This window comes from Cellulomonas sp. GTC20042 (assembly GCF_055389595.1).
In genome coordinates, this window is sequence record NZ_AP043678.1 from 3,070,523 (window position 1) to 3,092,539 (window position 22,017).

General features: G+C 73.6%; 19 protein-coding genes. 13 read left to right on the forward strand and 6 right to left on the reverse strand.

The features are described 5' to 3' along the window. Positions 1–87 precede the first annotated feature (87 nt). The 7 genes from ACZ5HG_RS14225 to ACZ5HG_RS14255 all read left to right on the forward strand — a co-directional run bounded on the left by ACZ5HG_RS14225 (position 88) and on the right by ACZ5HG_RS14255 (position 7,753). Positions 88–1,728, forward strand: coding sequence for a Na+/H+ antiporter (locus tag ACZ5HG_RS14225; protein ID WP_464177394.1), 1,641 nt, complete (start codon positions 88–90; stop codon positions 1,726–1,728). A 219-nt stretch (positions 1,729–1,947) separates the two neighbouring features. Next, positions 1,948–4,671 (forward strand): bifunctional acetaldehyde-CoA/alcohol dehydrogenase, encoded by a 2,724-nt coding sequence (gene adhE, locus ACZ5HG_RS14230; protein WP_464182168.1) that lies wholly within the window; start codon positions 1,948–1,950, stop codon positions 4,669–4,671. Positions 4,672–4,841: 170 nt separating this feature from the next. After that, a complete protein-coding gene (locus tag ACZ5HG_RS14235; protein WP_464177396.1) occupies positions 4,842–5,357 on the forward strand; it encodes a hypothetical protein in 516 nt (171 codons plus the stop codon). 170 nt (positions 5,358–5,527) lie between these two features. Further along, positions 5,528–5,650: a molybdopterin oxidoreductase gene (locus ACZ5HG_RS14240; protein WP_464177398.1), complete on the forward strand. Its 123-nt coding sequence runs from the start codon at positions 5,528–5,530 to the stop codon at positions 5,648–5,650. Positions 5,651–5,695: 45 nt separating this feature from the next. After that, complete coding sequence (locus ACZ5HG_RS14245; RefSeq protein ID WP_464177401.1) at positions 5,696–5,947, forward strand: type II toxin-antitoxin system Phd/YefM family antitoxin; 252 nt, start codon at positions 5,696–5,698, stop codon at positions 5,945–5,947. Further along, complete coding sequence (locus ACZ5HG_RS14250) at positions 5,932–6,330, forward strand: PIN domain-containing protein (RefSeq protein ID WP_464177403.1); 399 nt, start codon at positions 5,932–5,934, stop codon at positions 6,328–6,330. Before ACZ5HG_RS14245 ends, ACZ5HG_RS14250 begins: the two co-directional genes overlap by 16 nt. 115 nt (positions 6,331–6,445) lie before the next feature. After that, positions 6,446–7,753 carry an aminotransferase class I/II-fold pyridoxal phosphate-dependent enzyme gene (locus ACZ5HG_RS14255; RefSeq protein WP_464177405.1) on the forward strand — a complete coding sequence of 436 codons (1,308 nt, stop codon included), beginning with the start codon at positions 6,446–6,448 and terminating at the stop codon, positions 7,751–7,753. Between the two features lie 18 nt (positions 7,754–7,771). On the opposite strand, the gene ACZ5HG_RS14260 is transcribed toward ACZ5HG_RS14255, so the two are convergent. From ACZ5HG_RS14260 to ACZ5HG_RS14270, 3 genes are read right to left on the reverse strand one after another with little or no spacing between them, the layout of a single operon-like run. Continuing rightward, on the reverse strand, positions 7,772–9,109 hold the full coding sequence (locus tag ACZ5HG_RS14260; RefSeq protein WP_464177407.1) for a multidrug effflux MFS transporter: 1,338 nt from the start codon (positions 9,107–9,109) through the stop codon (positions 7,772–7,774). A gap of 55 nt (positions 9,110–9,164) precedes the next feature. Further along, complete coding sequence (locus ACZ5HG_RS14265; RefSeq protein WP_464177409.1) at positions 9,165–10,223, reverse strand: adenylate/guanylate cyclase domain-containing protein; 1,059 nt, start codon at positions 10,221–10,223, stop codon at positions 9,165–9,167. Next, positions 10,220–11,143: a biotin--[acetyl-CoA-carboxylase] ligase gene (locus ACZ5HG_RS14270; protein WP_464177411.1), complete on the reverse strand. Its 924-nt coding sequence runs from the start codon at positions 11,141–11,143 to the stop codon at positions 10,220–10,222. The genes ACZ5HG_RS14265 and ACZ5HG_RS14270 overlap by 4 nt, the downstream gene beginning before the upstream one ends. 112 nt (positions 11,144–11,255) lie before the next feature. On the opposite strand from ACZ5HG_RS14270, the gene ACZ5HG_RS14275 reads away from it, so the two are divergent. From ACZ5HG_RS14275 to ACZ5HG_RS14295, 5 genes are all read left to right on the forward strand, one after another. Next, entirely contained in the window at positions 11,256–12,872 is a 1,617-nt protein-coding gene (locus tag ACZ5HG_RS14275; protein WP_464177413.1) for an acyl-CoA carboxylase subunit beta, read from the forward strand. Beyond that, the gene (locus ACZ5HG_RS14280; protein ID WP_464177415.1) at positions 12,869–13,465 is read left to right on the forward strand and encodes a hypothetical protein; all 597 of its coding nucleotides are present in this window, start codon (positions 12,869–12,871) and stop codon (positions 13,463–13,465) included. Before ACZ5HG_RS14275 ends, ACZ5HG_RS14280 begins: the two co-directional genes overlap by 4 nt. A gap of 30 nt (positions 13,466–13,495) precedes the next feature. After that, the gene (locus ACZ5HG_RS14285; protein WP_464177417.1) at positions 13,496–13,738 is read left to right on the forward strand and encodes an acyl-CoA carboxylase subunit epsilon; all 243 of its coding nucleotides are present in this window, start codon (positions 13,496–13,498) and stop codon (positions 13,736–13,738) included. An 87-nt stretch (positions 13,739–13,825) separates the two neighbouring features. After that, a complete protein-coding gene (locus tag ACZ5HG_RS14290; protein WP_464177420.1) occupies positions 13,826–15,544 on the forward strand; it encodes a DUF885 domain-containing protein in 1,719 nt (572 codons plus the stop codon). A gap of 69 nt (positions 15,545–15,613) precedes the next feature. Next, positions 15,614–16,567 carry a DUF1214 domain-containing protein gene (locus ACZ5HG_RS14295; protein WP_464177422.1) on the forward strand — a complete coding sequence of 318 codons (954 nt, stop codon included), beginning with the start codon at positions 15,614–15,616 and terminating at the stop codon, positions 16,565–16,567. Between the two features lie 3 nt (positions 16,568–16,570). Here the strand turns inward: ACZ5HG_RS14295 and ACZ5HG_RS14300 are convergent, their stop codons facing one another. Both ACZ5HG_RS14300 and ACZ5HG_RS14305 read right to left on the reverse strand, forming a co-directional pair. Beyond that, positions 16,571–17,347: an IclR family transcriptional regulator gene (locus ACZ5HG_RS14300; protein WP_464177425.1), complete on the reverse strand. Its 777-nt coding sequence runs from the start codon at positions 17,345–17,347 to the stop codon at positions 16,571–16,573. 49 nt (positions 17,348–17,396) lie between these two features. Next, the gene (locus ACZ5HG_RS14305) at positions 17,397–19,697 is read right to left on the reverse strand and encodes an FAD-dependent oxidoreductase (RefSeq protein WP_464177427.1); all 2,301 of its coding nucleotides are present in this window, start codon (positions 19,695–19,697) and stop codon (positions 17,397–17,399) included. 120 nt (positions 19,698–19,817) lie between these two features. On the opposite strand from ACZ5HG_RS14305, the gene ACZ5HG_RS14310 reads away from it, so the two are divergent. After that, positions 19,818–21,179 carry an MFS transporter gene (locus ACZ5HG_RS14310; RefSeq protein WP_464177429.1) on the forward strand — a complete coding sequence of 454 codons (1,362 nt, stop codon included), beginning with the start codon at positions 19,818–19,820 and terminating at the stop codon, positions 21,177–21,179. Positions 21,180–21,266: 87 nt separating this feature from the next. Here ACZ5HG_RS14310 and ACZ5HG_RS14315 read toward each other — a convergent pair whose 3' ends face one another. Continuing rightward, entirely contained in the window at positions 21,267–21,950 is a 684-nt protein-coding gene (locus tag ACZ5HG_RS14315) for a vitamin K epoxide reductase family protein (RefSeq protein ID WP_464177432.1), read from the reverse strand. Between the last annotated feature and the right edge of the window lie 67 nt (positions 21,951–22,017).

The window sequence follows — 22,017 nt, forward strand, 5'->3', positions numbered from 1 at the left end:
GGCTGACGCCCAGGTCCTCCCCAGGCGGCTCCCGGTCGCGGGGCTAGGGTCGGTCCCGACCCCCAGCCGCCGACCCGGGAGCCGCTCGTGCACCACGTCGAGATCTTCGTCCTGATCGCCGGGGCGGTCGCGGTCACGGCCCTGTGCCGGCGGCGCGGGCTGCCCGCCCCGTTGGTGCTGGTCGCGGTCGGCCTGCTGGTGTCCTTCGTCCCCGGGGTGCCGGAGTACGAGATCGACCCCGAGCTCATCCTGGAGTTCGTGCTGCCGCCGCTGCTGTTCTCGGCGGCGCTGTCCTCCTCCTACCAGGACCTGCGACGCTCGCTCTCCTCGATCACCCGGCTCGGCGTCGGGCTGGTGCTGGTCAGCGCCGCCGCGGTGGCCGTGGTGGCGTGGGCGCTGGTGCCGGATCTGCCGCTGGCGGCGGCGCTGGTGCTCGGCGCCGTGGTGGCCCCGCCGGACGCGGTCGCCGCCGCCGCGGTGGGCCGCCGCCTGGGCCTGCCGCGCCGGGTGATGACCGTGCTCTCCGGCGAGAGCCTGATCAACGACGCCACCTCGCTCACGCTGTACAAGGTGGCGCTGGCCGGGGCCGCCTCCGGCGCGTGGTCGCTGTCCGAGGGGCTGGAGGTCTTCGCCCTCGCGGTGCTGGTCGGCGTGAGCCTGGGCCTGGTGATCGGCTGGCTGGTGCACCGGGTCCGCCTGCTGTTCGACGACTCGGTGGTGTCCTCCGCGGTGGCGCTGCTGACCCCCTTCGCCTGCTACTGGGGCGCCGAGCACCTGGAGGGCTCCGGGGTGCTGGCCGTGGTCGCCGCCGGGCTGTACCTCGGCCACACCGCCCCGACCGCCGGCTACGCCACCCGCCTGGTGCAGGAGCCGATCTGGCACACCCTGGACCTGCTGCTGGAGTCCTTCACCTTCGCGCTGATCGGCGTGCAGCTGCCCTGGCTGGTGCAGGACGTGCAGCAGTCCGACCAGGGCCTCGGCGCCGCCGTCGTGCTGGCGGCGGCCGTGCTCGGGGTGTCGATCCTGGTCCGGCCGGTGTACGTGCTGGCGACCGTGTGGATGGACCGGATCCGCCTGCCCGGGTCGCACCGACCACCGCGGGACTCGCTGACCGTGCGGGAGTCCGCGGTGGTGTCCTGGGCCGGCATGCGCGGCGTGGTGACCCTGGCCGCAGCCGCCGCGATCCCCGCCACCGTCGGCGGCCAGGCGTTCCCGGACCGCGCGACCATCCAGCTCGCCGCCTACGCCACCGCGATCGGCACCCTGCTGCTGCAGGGGCTGTCGCTGCCGTGGGTGATCCGCCGGCTCGGCGTGCGCTCGCAGGACGAGGCCCAGGATCGCAAGCAGGAGGCGCAGGTCCGGATCGCCACCGTGGAGGCCGCGCGACGGGTGATCGCCGAGCACCAGGAACGCTGGACGCAGACCCTCGGGCCGGAGGTCGCCGCGCAGCTCGCGAGCGGCATGGCCACCGCGATCGAGCGCCGGGAGCAGGCCACCGCCGTCATGCTCGACCCGGAGCTCGCGGAGGACGACGGGATGCGCGTCGTGACCCCCGGGCGAGGCCGTGCGCTCCAGGACCTGCGCCGCGACGTGATCGCCGCCCAGCGCGCCACCCTGGTCGCCCGACGGGACGCGGGCGAGGTGGACGAGGCGGTCATGCGGCAGGTGCTGCGCGAGCTCGACCTGGAGGACGAGAGCCTCGACGCGTCACCCCTGGGACGACTCTGATCGGCACGAAAGACCTGGTCACAGCCATGTGAACCGGTTCACTAACCTCTCCGACCGGTTCGCGAGCCTGGCAGACCCGCGCCCGCCCGACCTCGGACCAAGGTCCGGGGGACCTCCGACCCACGGTTTGTGAAACTTTTCTCGATATCGTCTTCTCGTGAGGTCGACGGAGCCCTCTCATCCCCCGCCACCAACGATCCTCGGGAGAACCCCGTGACCATCACGAGCACCGACAACGGCACCGCCGCTGCCATCGACCAGCTGGTCGAGGGCGCCACCAAGGCGCTGGCCGAGTACGCGAGCTTCACCCAGGAGGACGTCGACCGCCTGGTCAAGAAGGCCGCCGTCGCCGCCCTGGACCAGCACGGCCACCTCGCCGAGCTCGCCGTCGAGGAGACCGGCCGAGGCGTCTTCGAGGACAAGGCCGTCAAGAACATCTTCGCCTGCGAGCACGTCACCAACTCGATGGCCTCGCTGAAGACCGTCGGCGTGATCAACCGCGACGAGATCAACGGCATCACCGAGATCGCCGAGCCGGTCGGCGTCATCTGCGCGATGACCCCGGTGACCAACCCGACCTCCACCGCGATCTTCAAGTCGCTCATCGCGCTGAAGACCCGCAACCCGATCATCTTCGCGTTCCACCCGAACGCGCAGAAGTCCTCGGTCGCCGCCGCACAGGTCGTGCGCGACGCCGCGATCGCCGCCGGCGCCCCCGAGCACTGCATCCAGTGGGTCGAGGCCCCCTCGATGGAGGCCACCGGCCTGCTGATGAACCACCCCGGCGTCTCCACCATCCTGGCGACCGGTGGCAACGCGATGGTCCGCGCGGCCTACTCCTGCGGCAAGCCGGCCCTCGGCGTCGGTGCGGGCAACGTCCCGGCCTACATCGAGAAGAGCGCCAAGCTCAAGCGGGCCGTCAACGACGTGGTGCTGTCCAAGTCCTTCGACAACGGCATGATCTGCGCCTCCGAGCAGGCCGTCATCCTGGACGACGAGATCTACGACGCCGCGCTGGCCGAGTTCGCCGTGCTGCACGCCTACAAGGTCACCAAGAAGGAGAAGGCGCTCCTCGAGAAGTTCATCTTCGGTGTCGAGGCCAAGGGCAAGAACTGCGCCGACGCCAAGCTGAACCCGACCGTCGTCGGCAAGTCCCCGCAGTGGATCGCCGAGCAGGCCGGCTTCTCCGTCCCCGCCGACACCTCGATCATCCTGGCCGAGGTCACCGGCGTCGGCCCGAACGAGCCGCTGACCCGCGAGAAGCTCTGCCCGGTCCTCGCCGTGCTGCGCGCCACCTCCACCGAGCAGGGCATCCAGCTCGCCGAGCAGATGGTCGAGTTCGACGGCCTGGGCCACTCCGCCGCGATCCACACCCAGGACGAGGCGCTGACCGAGGCCTACGGCGCCCGGGTCAAGGCCATCCGCGTGATCGCCAACGCCCCCTCCTCGCTCGGCGGCATCGGTGACATCTACAACGCCTTCATCCCGTCGCTCACCCTCGGCTGCGGCTCCTACGGCCACAACTCGGTGTCCAACAACGTGTCGGCGATCAACCTCGTCAACATCAAGCGCGTCGGCCGGAGGAACAACAACTTGCAGTGGTTCAAGGTCCCGGCCAAGACGTACTTCGAGCCGAACGCCATCCGCTACCTGTCCGACATGGCCGACGTCGAGCGCGTCACCATCGTCACCGACTCCACGATGACCACCCTCGGCTTCGTGGACCGCGTCCTCGACGTGCTGAACCGCCGCCCCAACAAGGTGTCGGTCCAGATCATCGACCAGGTCGAGCCGGAGCCCTCCGTCAAGACCGTCCAGGCCGGTGCCGCGCAGATGCGCCACTTCCGCCCCGACACGATCATCGCCCTCGGCGGTGGCTCGCCGATGGACGCCGCCAAGGTCATGTGGCTGCTGTACGAGCACCCGGAGATCGTCTTCTCCGACCTCAAGCAGAAGTTCTTCGACGTCCGCAAGCGCGCCTTCAAGTTCCCGGTGCTCGGCGACCTCGCCAAGCTGGTCTGCATCCCGACCACCTCGGGCACCGGCGCCGAGGTCACCCCCTTCGCGGTGATCTCCGACCCCGACGCCGGCAAGAAGTACCCGCTGGCCGACTACGCGCTGACGCCGACCGTCGCGATCATCGACCCGGTGCTCACCTCGAAGATGCCGCGCTCGCTCGCCGCCGACTCGGGCTTCGACGCCCTCACGCACGCCACCGAGGCGTTCGTGGCCGTCTACGCGAACGACTTCACCGACGGCATGGCCCTCCAGGCCATCCGCCTGATCTTCGACAACCTGGCCCAGTCCGTGAACGGCGACCCGGCCGACCCGGAGACCAAGGCCGCGCGGGAGAAGATGCACAACGCCGGCACCATCGCGGGCATGGCGTTCGGCAACGCCTTCCTCGGGATCGTGCACGCGATGGCGCACGTCATCGGCTCGACGTTCCACCTGGTCCACGGCCGGACGAACGCCACGCTGCTGCCGCACGTCGTCCGCTACAACGGCCAGATCCCGACCAAGCTCACCAGCTGGCCGAAGTACGAGCACTACGTCGCCCCGGAGCGCTTCCAGCAGATCGCCCAGATGCTGGGCCTGCCGGCCGAGACCCCGGAGCAGGGCGTCGAGTCCTACGCCCTGGCGCTCGAGGCCCTGCGTGCCAAGGTCGGCATCCCCGCGTCCTTCCAGGCGCAGGGCGTGGACGAGCAGGACTTCCTGTCCCGTCTCGACGAGGTCGCCATGGGTGCCTACGAGGACCAGTGCGCCCCGGCGAACCCGCGCATGCCGATGCGCGCCGACATGAAGGACATCATGACCGCGGCCTACTACGGCACCTCCGTCACCGAGGTGCGTGGCCGCCGCGAGCAGAAGGGTGCGACGAGTGACGCGCCCGCCGGGGCGGGGGCCCCGGCCGAGGAGAGCACCACGGTCGCCTCCTCCTGACCCTCGAGGTCACTGCTCGCCGGAGCCCCGCCCGCGATCACCCGCGGGCGGGGCTCCGCATCGTCGCCGGTCGGATCGGGGGATCCGGCCGGCGATGTGCGTCTACCGCCGCGTCGGGCCGCCGACAGGTCCGGCTGGCACACTGGGCTCCCGCCGACCTGGAGGACCCCATGACCCGCCGCACCCGCACCCGGCTCGTCCTGCCCCTCGCCGCCGTCACCCTGGCCGCCGCGACCGCGCTCGCCGGCTGCTCCGCCGAGGACATCGACCGCGCCACCTCCCAGGCGCAGTCCGCCGTGGACGGTGCGCGCGACGCCGCCGACCGGCTGAACGAGCTCGCCGACTCCGCCCGTGAGCGCGTCGACGCCGCCCGCACCACCGTGGACGACGTCCGCGAGCGCCTCTCCGAGCTGGACGCCACCAGCCGCGCCTCCGCGCAGGACGCCCTCGACCAGGCCACCGGTGCGCTGGACGAGGCGACCACCGCGCTGGACTCCGCCTCCGCCGACGGCTCCGCCGCCGCGCAGGACGCCCTGGACTCCGCCCGCACCCGCCTGGACGACGCCCGCAGCGCGCTCGACTCCGCCGCCGGCTCGGTGGACTCCGCCACCGCCGACGCCCTGTCGACGCTCGCCCAGCAGGTCGAGGACCTCAGCCGGCAGGTGGACGAGGCCGGCCAGGGCTGACGCCGCGGGCCGGAGGCACGGCGCAGCAGGCTCGACGCGACAGGTTCGGCGCGGCGATCTGCCCCGCTCCGTCCGGTCCGTCACCCGCCGACAGGGTGACCGGCGGGTGATCTGCCCCAGGATCACGCGGAAGTTCTCGCGTCCCCCGGTGTGCGGCCGATCACACAGGCATGAGCGGCCAGCAGACGCACCTGAGACGACGGCACCACGTGTCGTGGTGGGTGGCGTGCGCGTGGGGCTCGCTGGCCCTGCTGGTCCTCGGTGGCCTCGCCGCCGCCTCCGGCCTGCTCTGAGCCGCCCCCTATCTGATTCTCAGATCGCCGCGTAGTCTGAGTGGCATGCGCACCGTCACCGCCACGCACGCCTCGCGCGGATTCTCCGACCTGCTCGACGCGGTCGAGCGCGGCGAGATCGTCTCGATCACCCGTGCCGGCCGTGTCGTCGCCGAGATCCGCCCGGCCTCGCCCTCGACCGGTCGCCGGCTGTCCGCCGCACTCGACGCGCTGCCGCCGCTGGACGACGACCTCGAGGCGGACATCATGTCGGCCACCGCGCTGCTCACCGACGAGGACCCGTGGCACGCCGCCTGATCCTCGACACGGGCGCCCTGATCGCCTTCGAACGGAGCACGATCGACCGCGCGGACTTCGACGAGGACGACCTCGCCGTCGCCGCGGTCACGGTGGCCGAGTTCCGGACCGGGGTCGAGCTGGCCGACACCGTCGAGCGTGCCGCAGCCCGCGCCCGGGCGCTCGCGACGATCCTCGACGTCGTCACCGTCCTGGACTACACCGCCCGCACCGCCGTCGAGCACGCGCGGCTGCTCGCGCACGTGCGCCGTGCCGGCCGCCCGCGCGGCGCCCACGACCTGATCATCGCCGCGCACGCGGCCGAGCACGAAAGGGCCGTGGTCTCTCTCGCCGCACGCGCCCGGTTCGGCGACCTGCCGGGCGTCTCCGCAGTCGCCGTCTGACCCGCCCGCCGGCCCGCCCGCGCCGACACCCGCGCCCGCACCGTGGGCAGCGCCGCCGCGTGCCGTGCCCGCCGGTCTACCCTCCTGGCGTCCCCCCGGCGCGAAGGACCCCGCGATGAGCACTGACCCCACCCCGTCCACCGGCCCGGCCGTCGGCGGCCGCTGGCGCGACGTGGCCCGCGCGACCGGGCTGCTCGGCGCGGACGGCACCGCGCGCCCGACGATCTTCACCGAGATGTCCGCCCTCGCCGTGAGCACCGGGGCGCTCAACCTCGGGCAGGGCTTCCCGGACGTCGACGGCCCCGAGTCGGTCAAGCAGGCCGCCGCGGAGGCCATCGCCGCCGGGCACAACCAGTACCCGCCGGGCCCGGGGATCGCCGCGCTGCGCGAGGCCGTGGCGGCGCACCAGCACCGGCACTACGGGCTGGAGGTCGACCCGGGCAGCCAGGTGCTCGTCACCACCGGTGCCACCGAGGCGCTGGCGGCGACCGTCCTCGCGCTGACCGAGCCCGGCGACGAGGTGCTGACCCTGGAGCCGTTCTACGACTCCTACGCCGCGGTGATCGCCCTGGCCGGCGCCCGGCACACCACCGCCCCGCTGGTCCCGACGCCCGAGGGCTTCCGCCTCGACGTCGAGGCGCTGCGTGCGGCGGTCACCGACCGCACCCGGATCATCCTGCTCAACACCCCGCACAACCCGACCGGCGCCGTGCTCACCCGCGAGGAGCTGCTGGCGGTGGCGGAGGTCGCCGAGCGGCACGACGCGATCGTGGTGACCGACGAGGTCTACGAGCACCTGACCTACGACGGCGTGCGGCACGTGCCCTTCGCGACCCTGCCCGGGGTGGCGCACCGTGCGCTGACGATCTCCTCGGCGGGCAAGACGTTCTCCTTCACCGGCTGGAAGATCGGCTGGCTCACCGGCCCGGCGGCCCTGGTCGACGCGGTGCGCGCGGTCAAGCAGTTCCTCACCTTCACCACCGGGGCGCCGTTCCAGCCCGCGGTGGCGCACGCGCTGGCGCTGGAGACCCTGACCGGGCCGGACAGCGGCTGGATCGAGCACCTCGCCGGGTCGCTGGCGGCGCGCCGTGACCTGCTGCTGGACGGGCTGACCGCCGCCGGCTTCGCCGTGGTGCGCCCGCAGGGCACCTACTTCGTGGTGGCCGACGCCGCGCCGCTGCTGGCGGGGCCGCTGGCCGGGCTGGGGCTGGCCGACGGGGCGGACCTGTGCCGGCGGCTGCCGGAGATCGCGGGCGTGGTGGGCGTGCCGGTGAGCGCCTTCACCCACGACGGCTCGGCCGCCGATCGCGCGCTGCGCACCGCGGTGCGCTTCACCTTCGTCAAGCAGGAGGACGTGCTGCGCGAGGCCGTGACCCGGCTCGCCGCGCTGGGCCCGGGAACGCCGGGCACGCCCCCGCGCTGACCGCCCGGTCCGGCGCCGTCAGTGCGCGTCGGCGGCCGTCCACCCGCCGCGGCGGTACGCCGGTGTGGCCAGCGCGAGCACCAGCAGCGCCGCCCCCGCGGCGGAGCACATCACCGTCGCCATCGCCCCGGCGTCCTCGCCGAGCACGCCGACCAGCGGGCTGACCACGCCGGCCACCCCGGCCTGGAGGCAGCCGATGAACGCCGCCGCCGTGCCCGCGCGCTCCCCGTGCCGGGACAGCGCGATCGCGGAGGCGTTGGGCGGCGTGAAGTTCACCAGCGACAGGATGAGGAACAGCGCCACCAGCAGCGCCGGCAGCCCGCCGGCCTCGGTCAGCGCGAGCACCAGCAGCACCACGGTCAGCGCGAAGGACACCGGCAGGGCGGTGCGGATGATCTGGATCGGCGCGAACCGGCGGACCAGCGCCGCGTTGATCTGCGCCCCGACCACCAGGCCGACGCCGTTCACCGCGAACACCAGCGCGAACTGGTTCGCCGACAGCCCGAAGCCCTCGCGCAGCACGAACGGCGAGCCGACCACGTAGGACATCAGCACCGCCTGGCCCAGACCGGGCAGCACCGCGAGCGCGACGAAGTGCCGGTCGCGCAGCAGCACCAGGTACCCGCGCCAGGCACCGGCGGTGGAGCCGATCCGGCGCTCGACGGGCAGCGTCTCGGGCAGACGGCGCAGCACGACCACCCACAGCACCGCCCCGTACAGGGCGAGGGCCACGAACACCCCGCGCCAGCCGAAGTCCCCGGCGATCAGCCCGCCGACGCTCGGCGCGAACAGCGGGGCCACCCCGATCACCAGCATCAGCCGGGACAGCAGCCGGGAGGCGTCCGGGCCGACGAACCGGTCCCGGATCACCGCCATGGCGACCACCGAGGCGGAGGCGTTGAAGAAGCCCTGCACCGTGCGCAGCGCGATCAGCGGCACGATCGCCGGGGCCACCGCGCAGAGCAGCGAGGTCAGCACGTGCAGCGCGACGCCGATCAGCACCGGGCGGCGACGGCCGAACCGGTCGGACAGCGGGCCGATCACCAGCTGGCCGACGGCACCGCCGATCAGCATGGCGGTCATCGTCAGCTGGGCGGCGGCCGCGCTGGTGTGCAGGTCACGGGCGACGTCCGGCAGCGACGGCAGGTACATGTCGGTGGTGACCGCGGGCAGCGCCGTCATCACGCCGAGCAGCAGCACGTACTTCGCGTTCGGGCGGAACACGGGGGCTGCGGAGGCGGGGGCGACCGCGGCGGGCGTCGGCGCCGGGGTCGGCGGAGGCGTCACGGCACCGGCCGTGGGGTCGGCGCCGGCGGGGTTCAGGGGTGCGGGGCCGTTGCTCATCTCGTGCCCCATGGTCGCACGCGACCGGGGGTGCCGCGAAACGATTCGATCCCGGTGGACCCGGGGCTCAGGCGGTGCGCACCCGCACCGGGGCCATCGCCCCGATCCCCTCGAGCTCGCGCTCGGGCAGCGTCTCCAGCACCAGGCCCTCCTCGCGGGCGAGCAGCCGGGCGGTCGCGGGGTCGGTGAGCACCGTGCTCGGGTCGGCGATGTCGGTCAGCCGCGCGGCGACGTTCACCGAGGGGCCGAACACGTCGCCGAACCGGGACAGCACCCGCCCCCACACCACGCTCACCCGCACCGGCGTCACCCCGCGCGCGCCCTCGGCGATCCCGCCCGCGGCGTGCGCGCGCTCCACGTCGAGGTCGCCGCCGAGCACCCGCGCCAGGTCCAGCGCCACCCGCGCGCCGGTGCGCACGTCGTCGGCGACGAACAGCACCGCGTCGCCGATCGTCTTGACCACCCGCCCGCCGGCCTGGGTGACCACGTCGCGGGCCACCGTCTCGAAGCGCTGCACGAAGTCCGACAGGTCCGTCGAGCCGAGCCCGGCGGTGCGGCGGGTGAAGGAGACCATGTCCGCGAAGCCCACCGCGCGGGCCAGCGGCAGCGCCGCCGGGTCGTCGCCGGGAGCGCGGTCGCCGCCGAACTCCACCGCGTACCGGCCGGCGATGGCCGCGAGCTGCCGGCGGTAGGAGTGCAGCAGCTGCGCCTCCAGCACCGGCGCCAGGTCGGCCAGCTCGTCCAGCACCGCGCGCCGCGCCGCCGGGTCGTCCAGGTCGTGCCGGGTGGCCATGTCCTCGACCAGCGCCTCCACCTGCCACAGGGCCAGGCGGTCGCTGGTGTGCCCGAGGGCGCGGGTCAGCGAGATCATCGTGTGCCGGTCCACCCGGCCGTCGCGCAGCAGCGCCATGGTGCGCTCCACCGCCTCAGCGTCCCGGCAGGTGAAGGCCACGTCGTCGGCGTCCGGGTGCGGCAGGCCGAGCGTCCGCCAGTACAGCCGGACCAGGTCGAGGTCCACGCCGGAGCGGGTGGCGAGGTCGCGCAGGGTCAGCGTGCGCGGACCGCCGAGCAGCGCGGCGTCCAGGGCCGCGGCCCCTACGGGGTGGTCCTGCGTCGCGTCGGTCACTTCGACGACCCTAGTTCACCGACCGGGCGCACGTGGCGCACGTCACCCGCCAGCACCGTCCGCTCCTCGCCGGTCACGGTGCGCACCACCAGCCCGCCGTCCGGCGCGATCCGCACCGCCGTCCCGCGCAGCTCCTCGCCGCCGGGCAGCTCCGCGCGCACCGGCGTGCCGAGCGTCCGGCACACCTCCGCCACCGCACGGTCCAGGCCCGCGGCAGCGGGGTCGCCCTCCGCCGCCCGCCAGGAGCCCAGCAGACCGGCCAGCGCCCGGACCACCGCGACCAGCAGAGCGGCGCGGTCCACCGGCGCGCCCCGGGCCACCCGCAGCGACGTCGCGCTCGGCACCGGCAGGTCCGCCGGCCCCTGCGCGACGTTGATCCCGATCCCCAGCACCACCGTGCGGCCGTCGGCGGTCGGCGCGACCTCCGCGAGGATCCCCGCGACCTTGCGGTGCCGGCCCCAGCCGTCCACCGGCTCCCCGTCCGGCGCGGGCACCAGCACGTCGTTCGGCCACTTCACCTCGGCGGCCAGCCCGGTCGTCGCCCGCACCCCGCGCACCACCGCGAGCCCGGTCAGCAGCGGCAGCCAGCCCCAGAACCGCTCCGGCACCCCGGGCCGCACCGCCAGCGAGAAGGTCAGCGCCGTCCCCGGCGGGGTCTGCCAGGTGTGCCCGGCGCGGCCGCGTCCCGCGTCCTGGTGGTCGGCGGCGAGCAGCCCGCCCGCGCCCCAGCCGTCGGGGTCGGTGCGCAGCAGGTCCACCAGGTCGGTGCTGGTCGACCCGGTGCGCGCCCGCACCTCCAGCCGGCTCAGCGGCCCGGCCGGGACGACCAGCTGGGCGCGCAGCGCGTCGGCGTCCAGCGGGTCGGGCACCACCGCCCCCGGCCCCGTCGCCGTCTCGATCCCGCTGGTCTGGTCCACCACGCCCCCATCCTGGCCCGTGCGCGCCGGTTGTCGCATTCGCACGAGACTCGCCGTCGAAGCACGTGCGCTCGCCCTGATGAGCCGCGGCCCCGCGCGCACTAGCCTTCTGCGGGTGAACGAGAGCCCCGCCAGCCCGACCCCCGACACCGCGGTCGCCGGCCCGAGCACCGCCGCCAAGGTCGCCGACCTCGCCGACCGGTACCGCACCGCGGTCACCGACGCCGAGGCCGCCGCCGCCGCCAAGCAGCACAAGAGGGGCAAGCGCACCGCTCGCGAGCGGGTCGAGGCCCTGCTGGACGAGGGCTCCTTCACCGAGATCGACGCCTTCGTGCGGCACCGGTCGGCGAACTTCGGCCTGGACCGCAAGCGCGTCCCCGGCGACGGCGTGGTGGTCGGCCACGGCACCGTCGACGGCCGCCCGGTGGCGGTCTACTCGCAGGACTTCACCGTCTTCGGCGGCAGCCTGGGCGAGGTGCACGGAGAGAAGATCACCAAGGTGATGGACCTCGCGCTGCGCACCGGCGTCCCGCTGATCGGCATCAGCGACGGCGGCGGCGCGCGCATCCAGGAGGGCGTCGCCGGCCTGACCCAGTTCGCCGAGATCTTCCGGCGCAACGTCGCGGCCTCCGGCGTGATCCCGCAGATCAGCCTGATCCTCGGCCCCTCGGCCGGCGGCGCGGTGTACTCCCCCGCGCTGACCGACTTCATCGTGATGGCGGACGGCACCTCGCACATGTTCATCACCGGGCCGGACGTGATCCGCGCGGTGACCGGCGAGGACGTCGGCTTCGAGGAGCTCGGCGGCGCCACCACGCACAACACCCGCTCCGGCGTCGCGCACTACCTGGCCTCCGACGAGGACGACGCGCTGGACTACGTGCGCTCGCTGCTGTCGTACCTGCCGCAGAACAACCTCAGCGACGCACCGGCGTTCCCGCACGACGCCGACCTGGAGATCACCGACGAGGACGTCGAGCTCGACGCCCTCGTGCCGGACTCGGACAACCAGCCCTACGACATGCGCACCGTGGTCGAGCACGTGCTGGACGACGGCGAGCTGCTCGAGGTGCAGCCGCTGTTCGCCCGCAACGTGCTGATCGGCTTCGGCCGCGTCGAGGGCCACCCGGTCGGGATCGTGGCGAACCAGCCGCTCACCATGGCCGGCACGCTGGACATCGACGCCGCCGAGAAGGCCGCGCGCTTCGTGCGGACCTGCGACGCCTTCAACATCCCCGTGCTGACCTTCGTGGACGTGCCCGGCTTCCTGCCCGGCACCGACCAGGAGTGGAACGGCATCATCCGGCGCGGCGCCAAGCTGATCTACGCCTACGCCGAGGCGACCGTGCCGCTGGTCACCGTGATCACCCGCAAGGCGTACGGTGGCGCCTACATCGTCATGGGGTCCAAGCAGCTCGGCGCGGACGTGAACCTCGCGTGGCCGACGGCGCAGATCGCGGTGATGGGTGCCTCGGGAGCGGTCAACATCCTGCAGCGCGGCGCCCTGGCCGCGGTGGCCGAGGCCGGCGGGGACGTCGACGCCGAGCGGGCCCGCCTGACGCGCGAGTACGAGGAGGCCATCGTGAACCCGTGGGACGCCGCCGACCGGGGCTACGTGGACGCGGTGATCGCGCCCGCGCAGACCCGCACCGAGATCGTCAAGGCGCTGCGGCTGCTGCGCACCAAGCGCGCCTCGCTGCCCCCCAAGAAGCACGGGAACATCCCGCTGTGACCGGCGACCAGCACGCCGGCACCGGCGACGGCCCGCACGACGAGCACGGCACGCACGCCCACGGCGGCGGTGCGCACGGCCCCGAGCCGCTGCCCGGGGTGCCGACCGACGCCATGCACGCCAGCGTGGACCAGCTCGCGGCAGCCCTGCACGAGTACGTGGACACCGCCGCCGGCGTGCGCGCGGAGTTCGGCTCCTCCGAGGCCGACGAGGACCCGCGCGTGCTCGCGCTGGAGGCGAAGGTCTCCGGCCTGAACGCCCGGCTGTACGACCTGCTGCACGACTCCCTCGGCATGCACTCCGAGCTGACCGGCATGGTGTGGGAGGACGCCGAGGACGCCCCCGCCGAGCCCGGCGAGGACGAGGACACCGACGAGTTCCACCTCGGCTTCGTGGTGAGCCTGCCCGCCGGCCCGACCGACCAGTCGATCGACGCCGTGCTCGGGATCGTGGACGACGGCGGCGCGCAGATCGTGGAGAAGCTGCTCGACCAGGGCTTCGCCGTCGAGGGCTGGGGCGCCTCGCGCGGCGCACCGGTCGGCTTCGACGACGAGGATGACGAGGACGGGCACGACCACGGGGACCACGCGTGAGCGGGGCCGTTCGATGAGCGGGGCCGTTCGATGAGCGAGAGCGCTCCGCTCGCGCACGTGCAGGTGGTCCGCGGCACCCCGGACGAGGTCGAGCTCGCGGCCCTGGTCGCCGGGATCGTCGCGGCGGTCAGCGACGGGGTCGCCGAGGACGAGGACGCGGGTGCCGTCGGCGCCGCACGTCCGGCCTGGGCCGACCCCGCGCGCGACCGTGCCCGCACCGCCGGCACCTGGCGCACCGGCCAGGACGCCTGGCGCTGGTCGCTGCGCGGCTGAGGGGCTGCGCGGCCGAGGCGCTGCGCTCGGCTGAACCCTGCGCTCGGCCGGGCCCGACCCACGCGGCGCCCCCGGTAGGGTCGAACGGTGACCACTGCCCAGAACGGGACGCCGACCCGTCCCTCCTCCCCGATCGACGCGATCGCCGACGCCTACGTCGAGACGATCGCCACCCTCGACCCGCTGACCGCCACGTCCCTCGGCATCACCGGGCACGACCACGAGATGACCGACCTGTCCCCCGCGGGCCACGACGCCCGCGCGGAGGCCGCCCGCAGCACGCTGGCCGCCCTGGACGGGCACGCCCCGACCGACGCGGTGGACGAGGTCACCCTCGCCGCCATGCGCGAGCGGCTCGGCCTGGACGTCGAGCTGCACGAGGCCGGCGAGACCCTGGCCGACCTGAACAACATCGCCTCGCCCGTGCAGGGCCTGCGCGACGTCTTCGACGTGATGGCCACCGACGGCCCGGACGCGTGGGCGACGATCGCCGCCCGCCTGAACGCCCTGCCCGGCGCCGAGGCCGGCTACGTCGAGTCGCTGCGCGAGGCCGCGTCGCACGGTCGCGTGCCGGCGATCCGCCAGGTGCGCGAGGCGCTGGCCCAGGCCGCCGAGCTGGCCGACCCGGACGCGTCGTTCTTCACGTCCTTCGTGAACGGCCCCGAGGCGCAGGCCGCCATCGCCGCCGCGTCCGACGGTGCCGCGCTGCGCCGCGACCTGGAGAAGGGTGCCGAGGTCGCCCGCCGCGCCTACGGCGAGCTGGCCGTCTTCCTGCAGGACGAGCTCGCCCCGCAGGCCCCCGAGGCCGACGCCGCGGGCCGCGAGCGCTACGCCCTGTGGTCCCGGTACTTCCTCGGCGCCACCGTCGACCTCGACGAGACCTACCAGTGGGGCCTGGAGGAGCTGGCCCGCGTGGTCGCCGAGCAGGAGGCCGTCGCCGCCGAGATCGCCGGCCCGGGCGCCACGGTCGAGCAGGCCGTCGCAGCCCTCGACGCCGACCCGTCCCGACGGCTGGAGGGCACCGAGGCGCTGCGCGCCTGGATGCAGGAGACCTCCGACGCCGCGGTCGCCGCCCTGGACGGCACCCACTTCACGATCCCCGGTCCGGTGCGCACCCTGGAGTGCCGGATCGCGCCGACGCAGAACGGCGGGATCTACTACACCGGCCCCAGCGACGACTTCAGCCGTCCCGGCCGCATGTGGTGGTCGGTGCCGCCGGAGGTCACCACCTTCAACACCTGGCGCGAGAAGACCACCGTCTTCCACGAGGGCGTCCCGGGCCACCACCTCCAGATCGGGCAGGCCGTCTACCAGCGCGCCACGCTCAACTCCTGGCGCCGGCTGGCCTGCTGGGTGTCCGGCCACGGCGAGGGCTGGGCCCTGTACGCCGAGCGCCTGATGGCCGACCTCGGCTTCCTGGACGACCCGGGCGACCGCCTCGGCATGCTGGACGGCCAGCGGATGCGCGCCGCCCGCGTCGTGCTCGACCTGGGCGTGCACCTGGGCCTGCCCGCCCCGGAGCAGTGGGGCGGCGGGATCTGGGACGCCGACAAGGCGTGGGAGTTCCTCAAGGCCAACGTCAACATGCCCGAGGGCTTCATCCGGTTCGAGCTGAACCGCTACCTCGGCTGGCCGGGCCAGGCGCCGTCCTACAAGATCGGCCAGCGCATCTGGGAGCAGACCCGCGACGCCTCCGCCGAGGCCGCCCGCGCCCGCGGCGAGGCCTTCGACCTGCGCGAGTTCCACGCCCGCGCGCTCGGCATGGGCGCCCTGCCGCTCGACGTGCTGCGCACCGCGCTCGCCTGACGCGTCCCGCGCAGACCCGACCCGGTCACCCCCTCCCCGGGGGCGGCCGGGTCGGTCTACTCTCGGGCCATGGGGGCGACCACGGTCGATGCAGACAGCTTCGTGCGTGCCGAGACGGACCGGATGTTCGCGGACATCCAGCGGGACGCCGGCGGGATCAACCGGTTCCGGCACAACCGCGCACCGGCGCCGATCGACCAGCAGACCGTCATCCGGCTCAACCGGGACACGCTCTACAGCTTCGCCGTCGTCGACATCTCCTCCGGCGCGACGCTCACGATCCCCGATGCGGGCGGGCGCTACCTGTCGGTGATGGTGGTCGACCAGGACCACTACATCACTGCCGTCCTGCACGATCCCGGCGCCTACCCGCTGACGGTCGCCGAGCACGGCACCGAGCACGTCGTCGTCGCCGCGCGCACGCTGGTCGACCCGCGCGACCCGGACGACCTGGCGGTGGTCGCCGCGATCCAGGACGGCCTCGCCCTGACGGCCGGCTCGGACCGCCCCTTCGTCATGCCCGACTACGACACGGCGAGCCTGGACCGGACCCGCTCCGCGCTGCTGACGCTCGCCGCCGGCCTGGGGTCGTTCGCGGGCAGCTTCGGACGGCGGGAGGACGTCGACCCGGTGCACCACCTGGTGAGCACCGCGGCGGGCTGGGGCGGCCTGCCCGACGCCGAGGCCACCTACCTCGGGGTCGCACCCGGGCTGCCGGTCGGCGAGTACGAGCTGCGGGTCCCGCGCGACGTCCCGGTCGACGGGTTCTGGTCGATCTCGGTGTACGACGCGCAGGGGTTCTTCGTCCCGAACCCCGCCGGTGCCTACAGCGTCAACAGCATCACCGCCGCACGGGACGCCGACGGCGGGGTGACCGTGCGGTTCGGCGGGGACGGGGATCCCGCCCGGAACTCGATCCCGCTGCCCGAGGGCTGGAACTACCTCGTGCGGCTGTACCGCCCACGGCCGGAGGTGCTCGACGGGACCTGGCGGTTCCCCGGGATCACCGGCACCCCGGCCTGACCGTCAGCGCTCGACGGCGCCGAGCAGGCCGAGGCCGACGCTGATCCGGTCGCCCACCTCGATCAGGTCCTCGGCGAGCGCGTCCAGGTCGCGGGTGCGCAGCACGCTGAGCGCTCCGGAGATCGAGAGGGCGGCGGCGATCTGACCCGAGGCCGAGCGCACCGGCACCGCCAGGCACAGGCGGCCCAGCGCGAGCTCCTGGTCCTCCGTGCACCAGCCGCGCGTCCGGCCGGCCTCCAGGTCGGCGGTGAGCGCGTCGTGGTCGACGATCGTGTGCTCGGTGTACCGGGGCAGCGCGCCGAGCAGCGCCTCGCGCTCGTCCTGCGTCAGGTCGAGCAGCAGGCACTTGCCCAGCGCCGAGGCGTGCAGCGGCTGGCTCATGCCGACCATGGTGTGCGACTTGCGGGCCAGCGCCCCCTCGAAGTGGCACAGGTAGACCGCGTGATCGTCCTCGCGCACCGCGACGTTCGCGGTCAGGCCGGTGCGCTGCGCCAGGTCCTGCGCCGCGGCGCGGGCCTCCCGGTGCACCGGGTGGTGGTTGAGGCCCTGGCTGGCCAGCCGCATCACGGCGGTGCCGATCACCCAGCCCTGCCCGCGCGGCTCGCGCCGCACGAAGCCGAGCTGCTCCAGCGTCGCCAGCAGCCGCCCGGTGGTCGAGGTGCCGAGGCCGATCGCCCGGGCGATGTCGGAGGCGCGCGCGGCCCCGTGCTCGGCGGACCCGATCGCGTGCAGCACCGCCGCCGCCCGCTCGACGCTCTGGTTGGACGGCGTGGTGGTCATGTCCGCATTCTGCTGCACGTCGCGGCCCGGTCGTGCGGCGCGGCCCACCTCAGAACACCTTCACCGCGCAGACCGTCACGGCGGGCGACCCGTTCGTCGCGGTGACCCGCAGCCGCAGCGCGTCCGTGCGCACCGGTGCGTCCAGCGGGTGCACCCGGTGCCGGTGCCGGTTGCCCTCGACCCGGGCCAGCACCCGCCAGCCGTCGCCGTCCGGCACCTCCAGCGTGTAGTCGCGCACCAGGTCGGGCACCGCGTCCCAGTGCGTGCGGTGGTGGTGCAGGTTGATCAGGTCGGCGTCCACGTCGTCGTTCAGCACCAGCCGCACCTCGCGCACCTCGACCGGCGCGTCCCAGGTCAGCGTGAGGTCCACCGGTCCGTCCGCGAGCGCTCCCGGCTCGCTCGACCACAGGTGCGGCCCGCCGAACGGCCGCTGGTAGCCGTCCACCACCCGGGCGGCGCGCCAGGCGTCCGAGGCCGGCGTGGCGGTGAGCGCCAGCGACCGTCCGCGCAGCGGCCGCACCTCCCAGTCCGTCACCGCCTGGTCGTCCTCGTCCGGGATGTGCGCGTCGAAGGCCGCGTCGCCGGCCACCTTGGCCCGCATGAGCTGCACGCCGTACGGGTGCCCCGCGGTGAGCGGCAGCACCACCCCCGGCGTCGCGCGCAGCACCAGCACGACGTTCCCCGGCTCCGGCGGCTGCCACCCGAGCGTGAGGACGATCTCCCCCCCGCCGGCGGGCACCTCGGCGGTGACCGTGCGCTCGTGCCGCAGCGGCACGTAGTTCTGCGGCTTGCCGGTGGTCCACAGCTCGGCGGTCAGCGTGGCGGCACCCTCGGCACGGGTGCGCAGCCGCACCTCGTCCAGCCGCGGGTCCACCGGCAGCAAGATCGCGACGTCCCGGTCGAGCACCAGCACCTCGGGCTCCGTGCCGGGGTCGGGCCGGGCGCCCGGGTCGTGCTCCGCGCCCAGGTACGGCAGCGTGCTGAGCGTGCGCGCCTCGCTGCTCGCCGTCACGGTCGCCCGGGGCGCCAGGTCCGCGTCGTCCTCCGCGCGCACTCCGATCAGCGGGGCGTCCTGGCGCAGCAGCGTCTGCTGGAGCAGCCGCGTGTGCTCGGGCACGGTGCCGAGCTGCCGCGGCGTCAGCCCCCGGGCCGCGACCAGGTGGGCGGCGGTGCCGGCGGCCTGCCCCTGGGTGGCGCAGGTCGCCATCACGCGGGTGGATCCGAAGGCGACGTGGGAGGCGGAGATGTCCCGCCCGGCCATCAGCAGGTTGCCGACGTTGCGCGAGTAGAGCGAGCGGAACGGGATCTCGTACGTCCCGTCGGTGTACCGCTGCTGGGCTCCGGCCCGCTCCGCGTACACGCCCTCCACCGGGTGCAGGTCGATCGACCACCCGCCGAAGGCGACCGTGTCCGGGAAGGAGCGCTGCTCCAGCAGGTCGTGCTGCGTCAGGGTGTGGTCGCCGACGAACCGCCGGTACTCGCGCTTGCCGGGGATCGCGCCGACCCAGTCCAGCGTGAGGGTGTCCGCGTCGAACTGCCCGGAGTTCTTGATGTGGTCCCAGATCCCGTAGACCACGCTCCACAGCTCGTCGCGGATCCGCTCGTTGTCGGTGACGGTGTCCAGCTCGCCGCCCCACTCGATCCACCAGTACGCGCAGCCCCGGTCGCCGGTGCGGATCGACCGGTTCGCCAGGATCGGCGTGCGGGAGATGTCCCGTGCGATGCTCGGCGGGACGAAGCGCTCCGGCTTCCCGGTGTCGTGCGTCGAGAAGAAGATCGAGGAGCCGAGCAGCTCGTCGTCCGGCTCGTCCGGCGCCCAGGGCTCGCCGTGCTCGGCGCGTCCCTCACGACCGATCCGGTGCTCGGCACCGGCGAGCGCGCCGATCAGCCCGTCGCCGGTGCAGTCGAGGAACACCGGGGCCGAGAACACCGTCTCGATCTCCGACCCCATCGTCCAGCCGGTGACCGAGGCGATCCGCGCCGGGTCCGCCTGGTCCATGGCGATCGTGCGCACGTCGGTGCTCAGGTGCAGCGAGACGTTCGGCTCGGCCCGGACCAGGTCGAGCACCACCTGGTCCCAGTAGATCGCGTTGCCCTGCGGGTTGCGGAACTGGTTCTCCAGGAACAGCTCGCCCATGATCCCGGTCTCGCGCGCGAACCGCTGGGTGCCGTGCGCGGTGGCGCCGACCACCCACACCCGGATCTCGCTGGACGAGTTGCCGCCGAGCACCGGACGGTTCGTGATCAGCGCGACCCGCGACCCCAGGCGGGCGGCGGCCACCGCGGCGGTCGTGCCGGCCAGACCTCCTCCGACGACGACGACATCGAACGCTGCGTTGCGAGATTCCATGTGCGGGAACGTACCACTCTGTGCATATTGCGTCCCATCTAGTGGCATGCTGCTCCCATCAGTTGCTCAGAACGAGTCACTGCACCCCGAACGCTCGACGACGAAGTGCGAGGATCTGCCATGACCGACCCGACCCCCTCCCGGCCGGAGGGCGCTGCCGTCACCACGGCCGAGCCGCCGACCAGCAGCCCCGTGGCGAGCGACGACGCCCGCCGCCGGCAGATGCGCAAGGTGATCCTCACCGCGGGCGCCGGTCACTTCGTCGAGTGGTTCGACTTCGGCCTCTACGGCACGCTCGCGACCGTCATCTCCCTGCACTTCTTCCGGCAGGGCGACTCGCAGGCGGCCCTGCTGTCCGCCTTCGCCGTCTTCGGCGCCGGCTTCGTGGTCCGCCCGCTCGGCGGCCTGTTCTGGGGGTCGATGGGCGACCGGATCGGGCGCAAGACCACGCTGGCCGCCGTCATCCTGGTCACCAGCGGCGCCACCGCCGTGATGGGCGTGCTGCCCACCTACTCGCAGGTCGGCCTGCTCGCCCCCGCGCTGCTCGTGGTCGTCCGCCTGGTGCAGGGCTTCGCCGCCGGCGGCGAGAGCTCCGGCGCCACCACCCTGCTCGCCGAGTACGCCCCGTCCAACCGGCGCGGCTTCGTCACCAGCTTCATCGACGTCTTCGGCTTCGCGGCCTTCGTGGTCGGCGGCGGCCTGGTCTTCCTGTTCACGGCGCTCGCCGGGGAGGACGCGCTGAACTCCTGGGGCTGGCGGGTGCTGTTCCTGGTCGCCGTGCCGCTCGGACTGGTCGGCCTCTACCTGCGGCGCAAGCTCGAGGACACCCCCGAGTTCCAGGCGGTCCAGGCCAGCGGCGAGGTGGCGCACAACCCGCTGCGCCGCTCGCTGACCACCTCCGGCAAGGCGCTGCTGTTCTGCGTCGGCTTCGTGGTCATCAAGGCCGTCGGGCACTGGAGCCTCCAGGCGTTCATGCCCTCGTACCTCAAGTCCGAGCTCGGCTACAGCGCGCAGGTCGCCTACGGCGTCACCGTGGTCGGCTTCCTGGTGATCGCCGCGCTGGTGCCCGTGTTCGGCCTGCTCAGCGACCACGTCGGCCGCAAGCCGGTGATGATCGCCGGCTGCGCGGGCTTCGTCGTCCTCACCTACCCCGCGTTCCTGGTGATGGACACCGGCAACATGTGGGCCGCCGGCGGCGCGCTCGTGCTGCTCGGCGTGTTCATGGCCGCCTTCGACGGGGCGATGAACGCCGCGATGGCCGAGCTGTTCCCGACCAACATCCGCTACGGCGCCATGTCGATCGCGTACAACCTCGCCGTCGCGGTCTTCGGCGGCATCACGCCCTACTTCGCGACCTTCCTGATCACCCGGACCGGCAACACCTTCGCCCCGGCGTTCTACATCATGGCCGCCGCCGTGATCACCCTGGTCACCGTCCTGCGCTCCCGCGAGACCTTCCGCGACGCGCTCCGCAAGGGCTGACCGCGGCGTCCGCCCGTGGCACGACGACGGCCCCGGACCCCCGCCTGGTGCGGGTGGGTCCGGGGCCGTCGGTGCGTCTGCGCCGGTTCAGCCCAGCAGCGCGTTGCCGTACTTCAGCAGGATCATCGCGCCGAGCACGACGATCACCGCGATCGTGATGAACCAGTCGTTCCCGGAGGACACGAACTCGCGCGCCCAGCGCTTCACCCCGGCGGGCAGCGGCAGGTACCCCTCGCGGACGTTCAGCCGGGTCAGCCCCGCCCACACCAGCGTCGTGGTCACCGTGATCAGCAGGCACCACGGGCACAGCGCACCGATCACGAAGTACGACTGCGAGAAGAGCCACCACGCGAACACCAGGGCGATCGTGTAGAGCGCCTCGGTGCCGAGCATGAACCAGCGCGGGAACCGCACCCCGCCGATCACCGCCACCGACAGCGTGATCACCACGACCTCGAAGGCGATGCCGAGGAAGGCGTTCGGGAACCCCAGCAGCTGCGCCTGGGACGACTCGGCCACCGTCTTGCAGGACAGCACCGCGCTGATGTCGCAGCCCAGGTCGACGTTCGGGTTCTTGGCGATCTGCCACGCCTCGATCGACAGCACGAACGAGGTGAACAGGCCGATCACGCCGGAGACGACCATCTCGATCGCGGTGCGGCGGCGCCAGGCGGTGGTGGCCGGCGCGGCGGGGTCGTGGCGGTCGACTGCGAACTCGTCGTCGGGCAGCTCGTCCGCGGGGGCGAAGTCGTCGTCGGTCACGGTCGTCATCGTCGCATCCTCACCTGGGAGTTCTCCGGACATCGTGGCGGAACCACCCCTGCGGCTCCCAGGGACG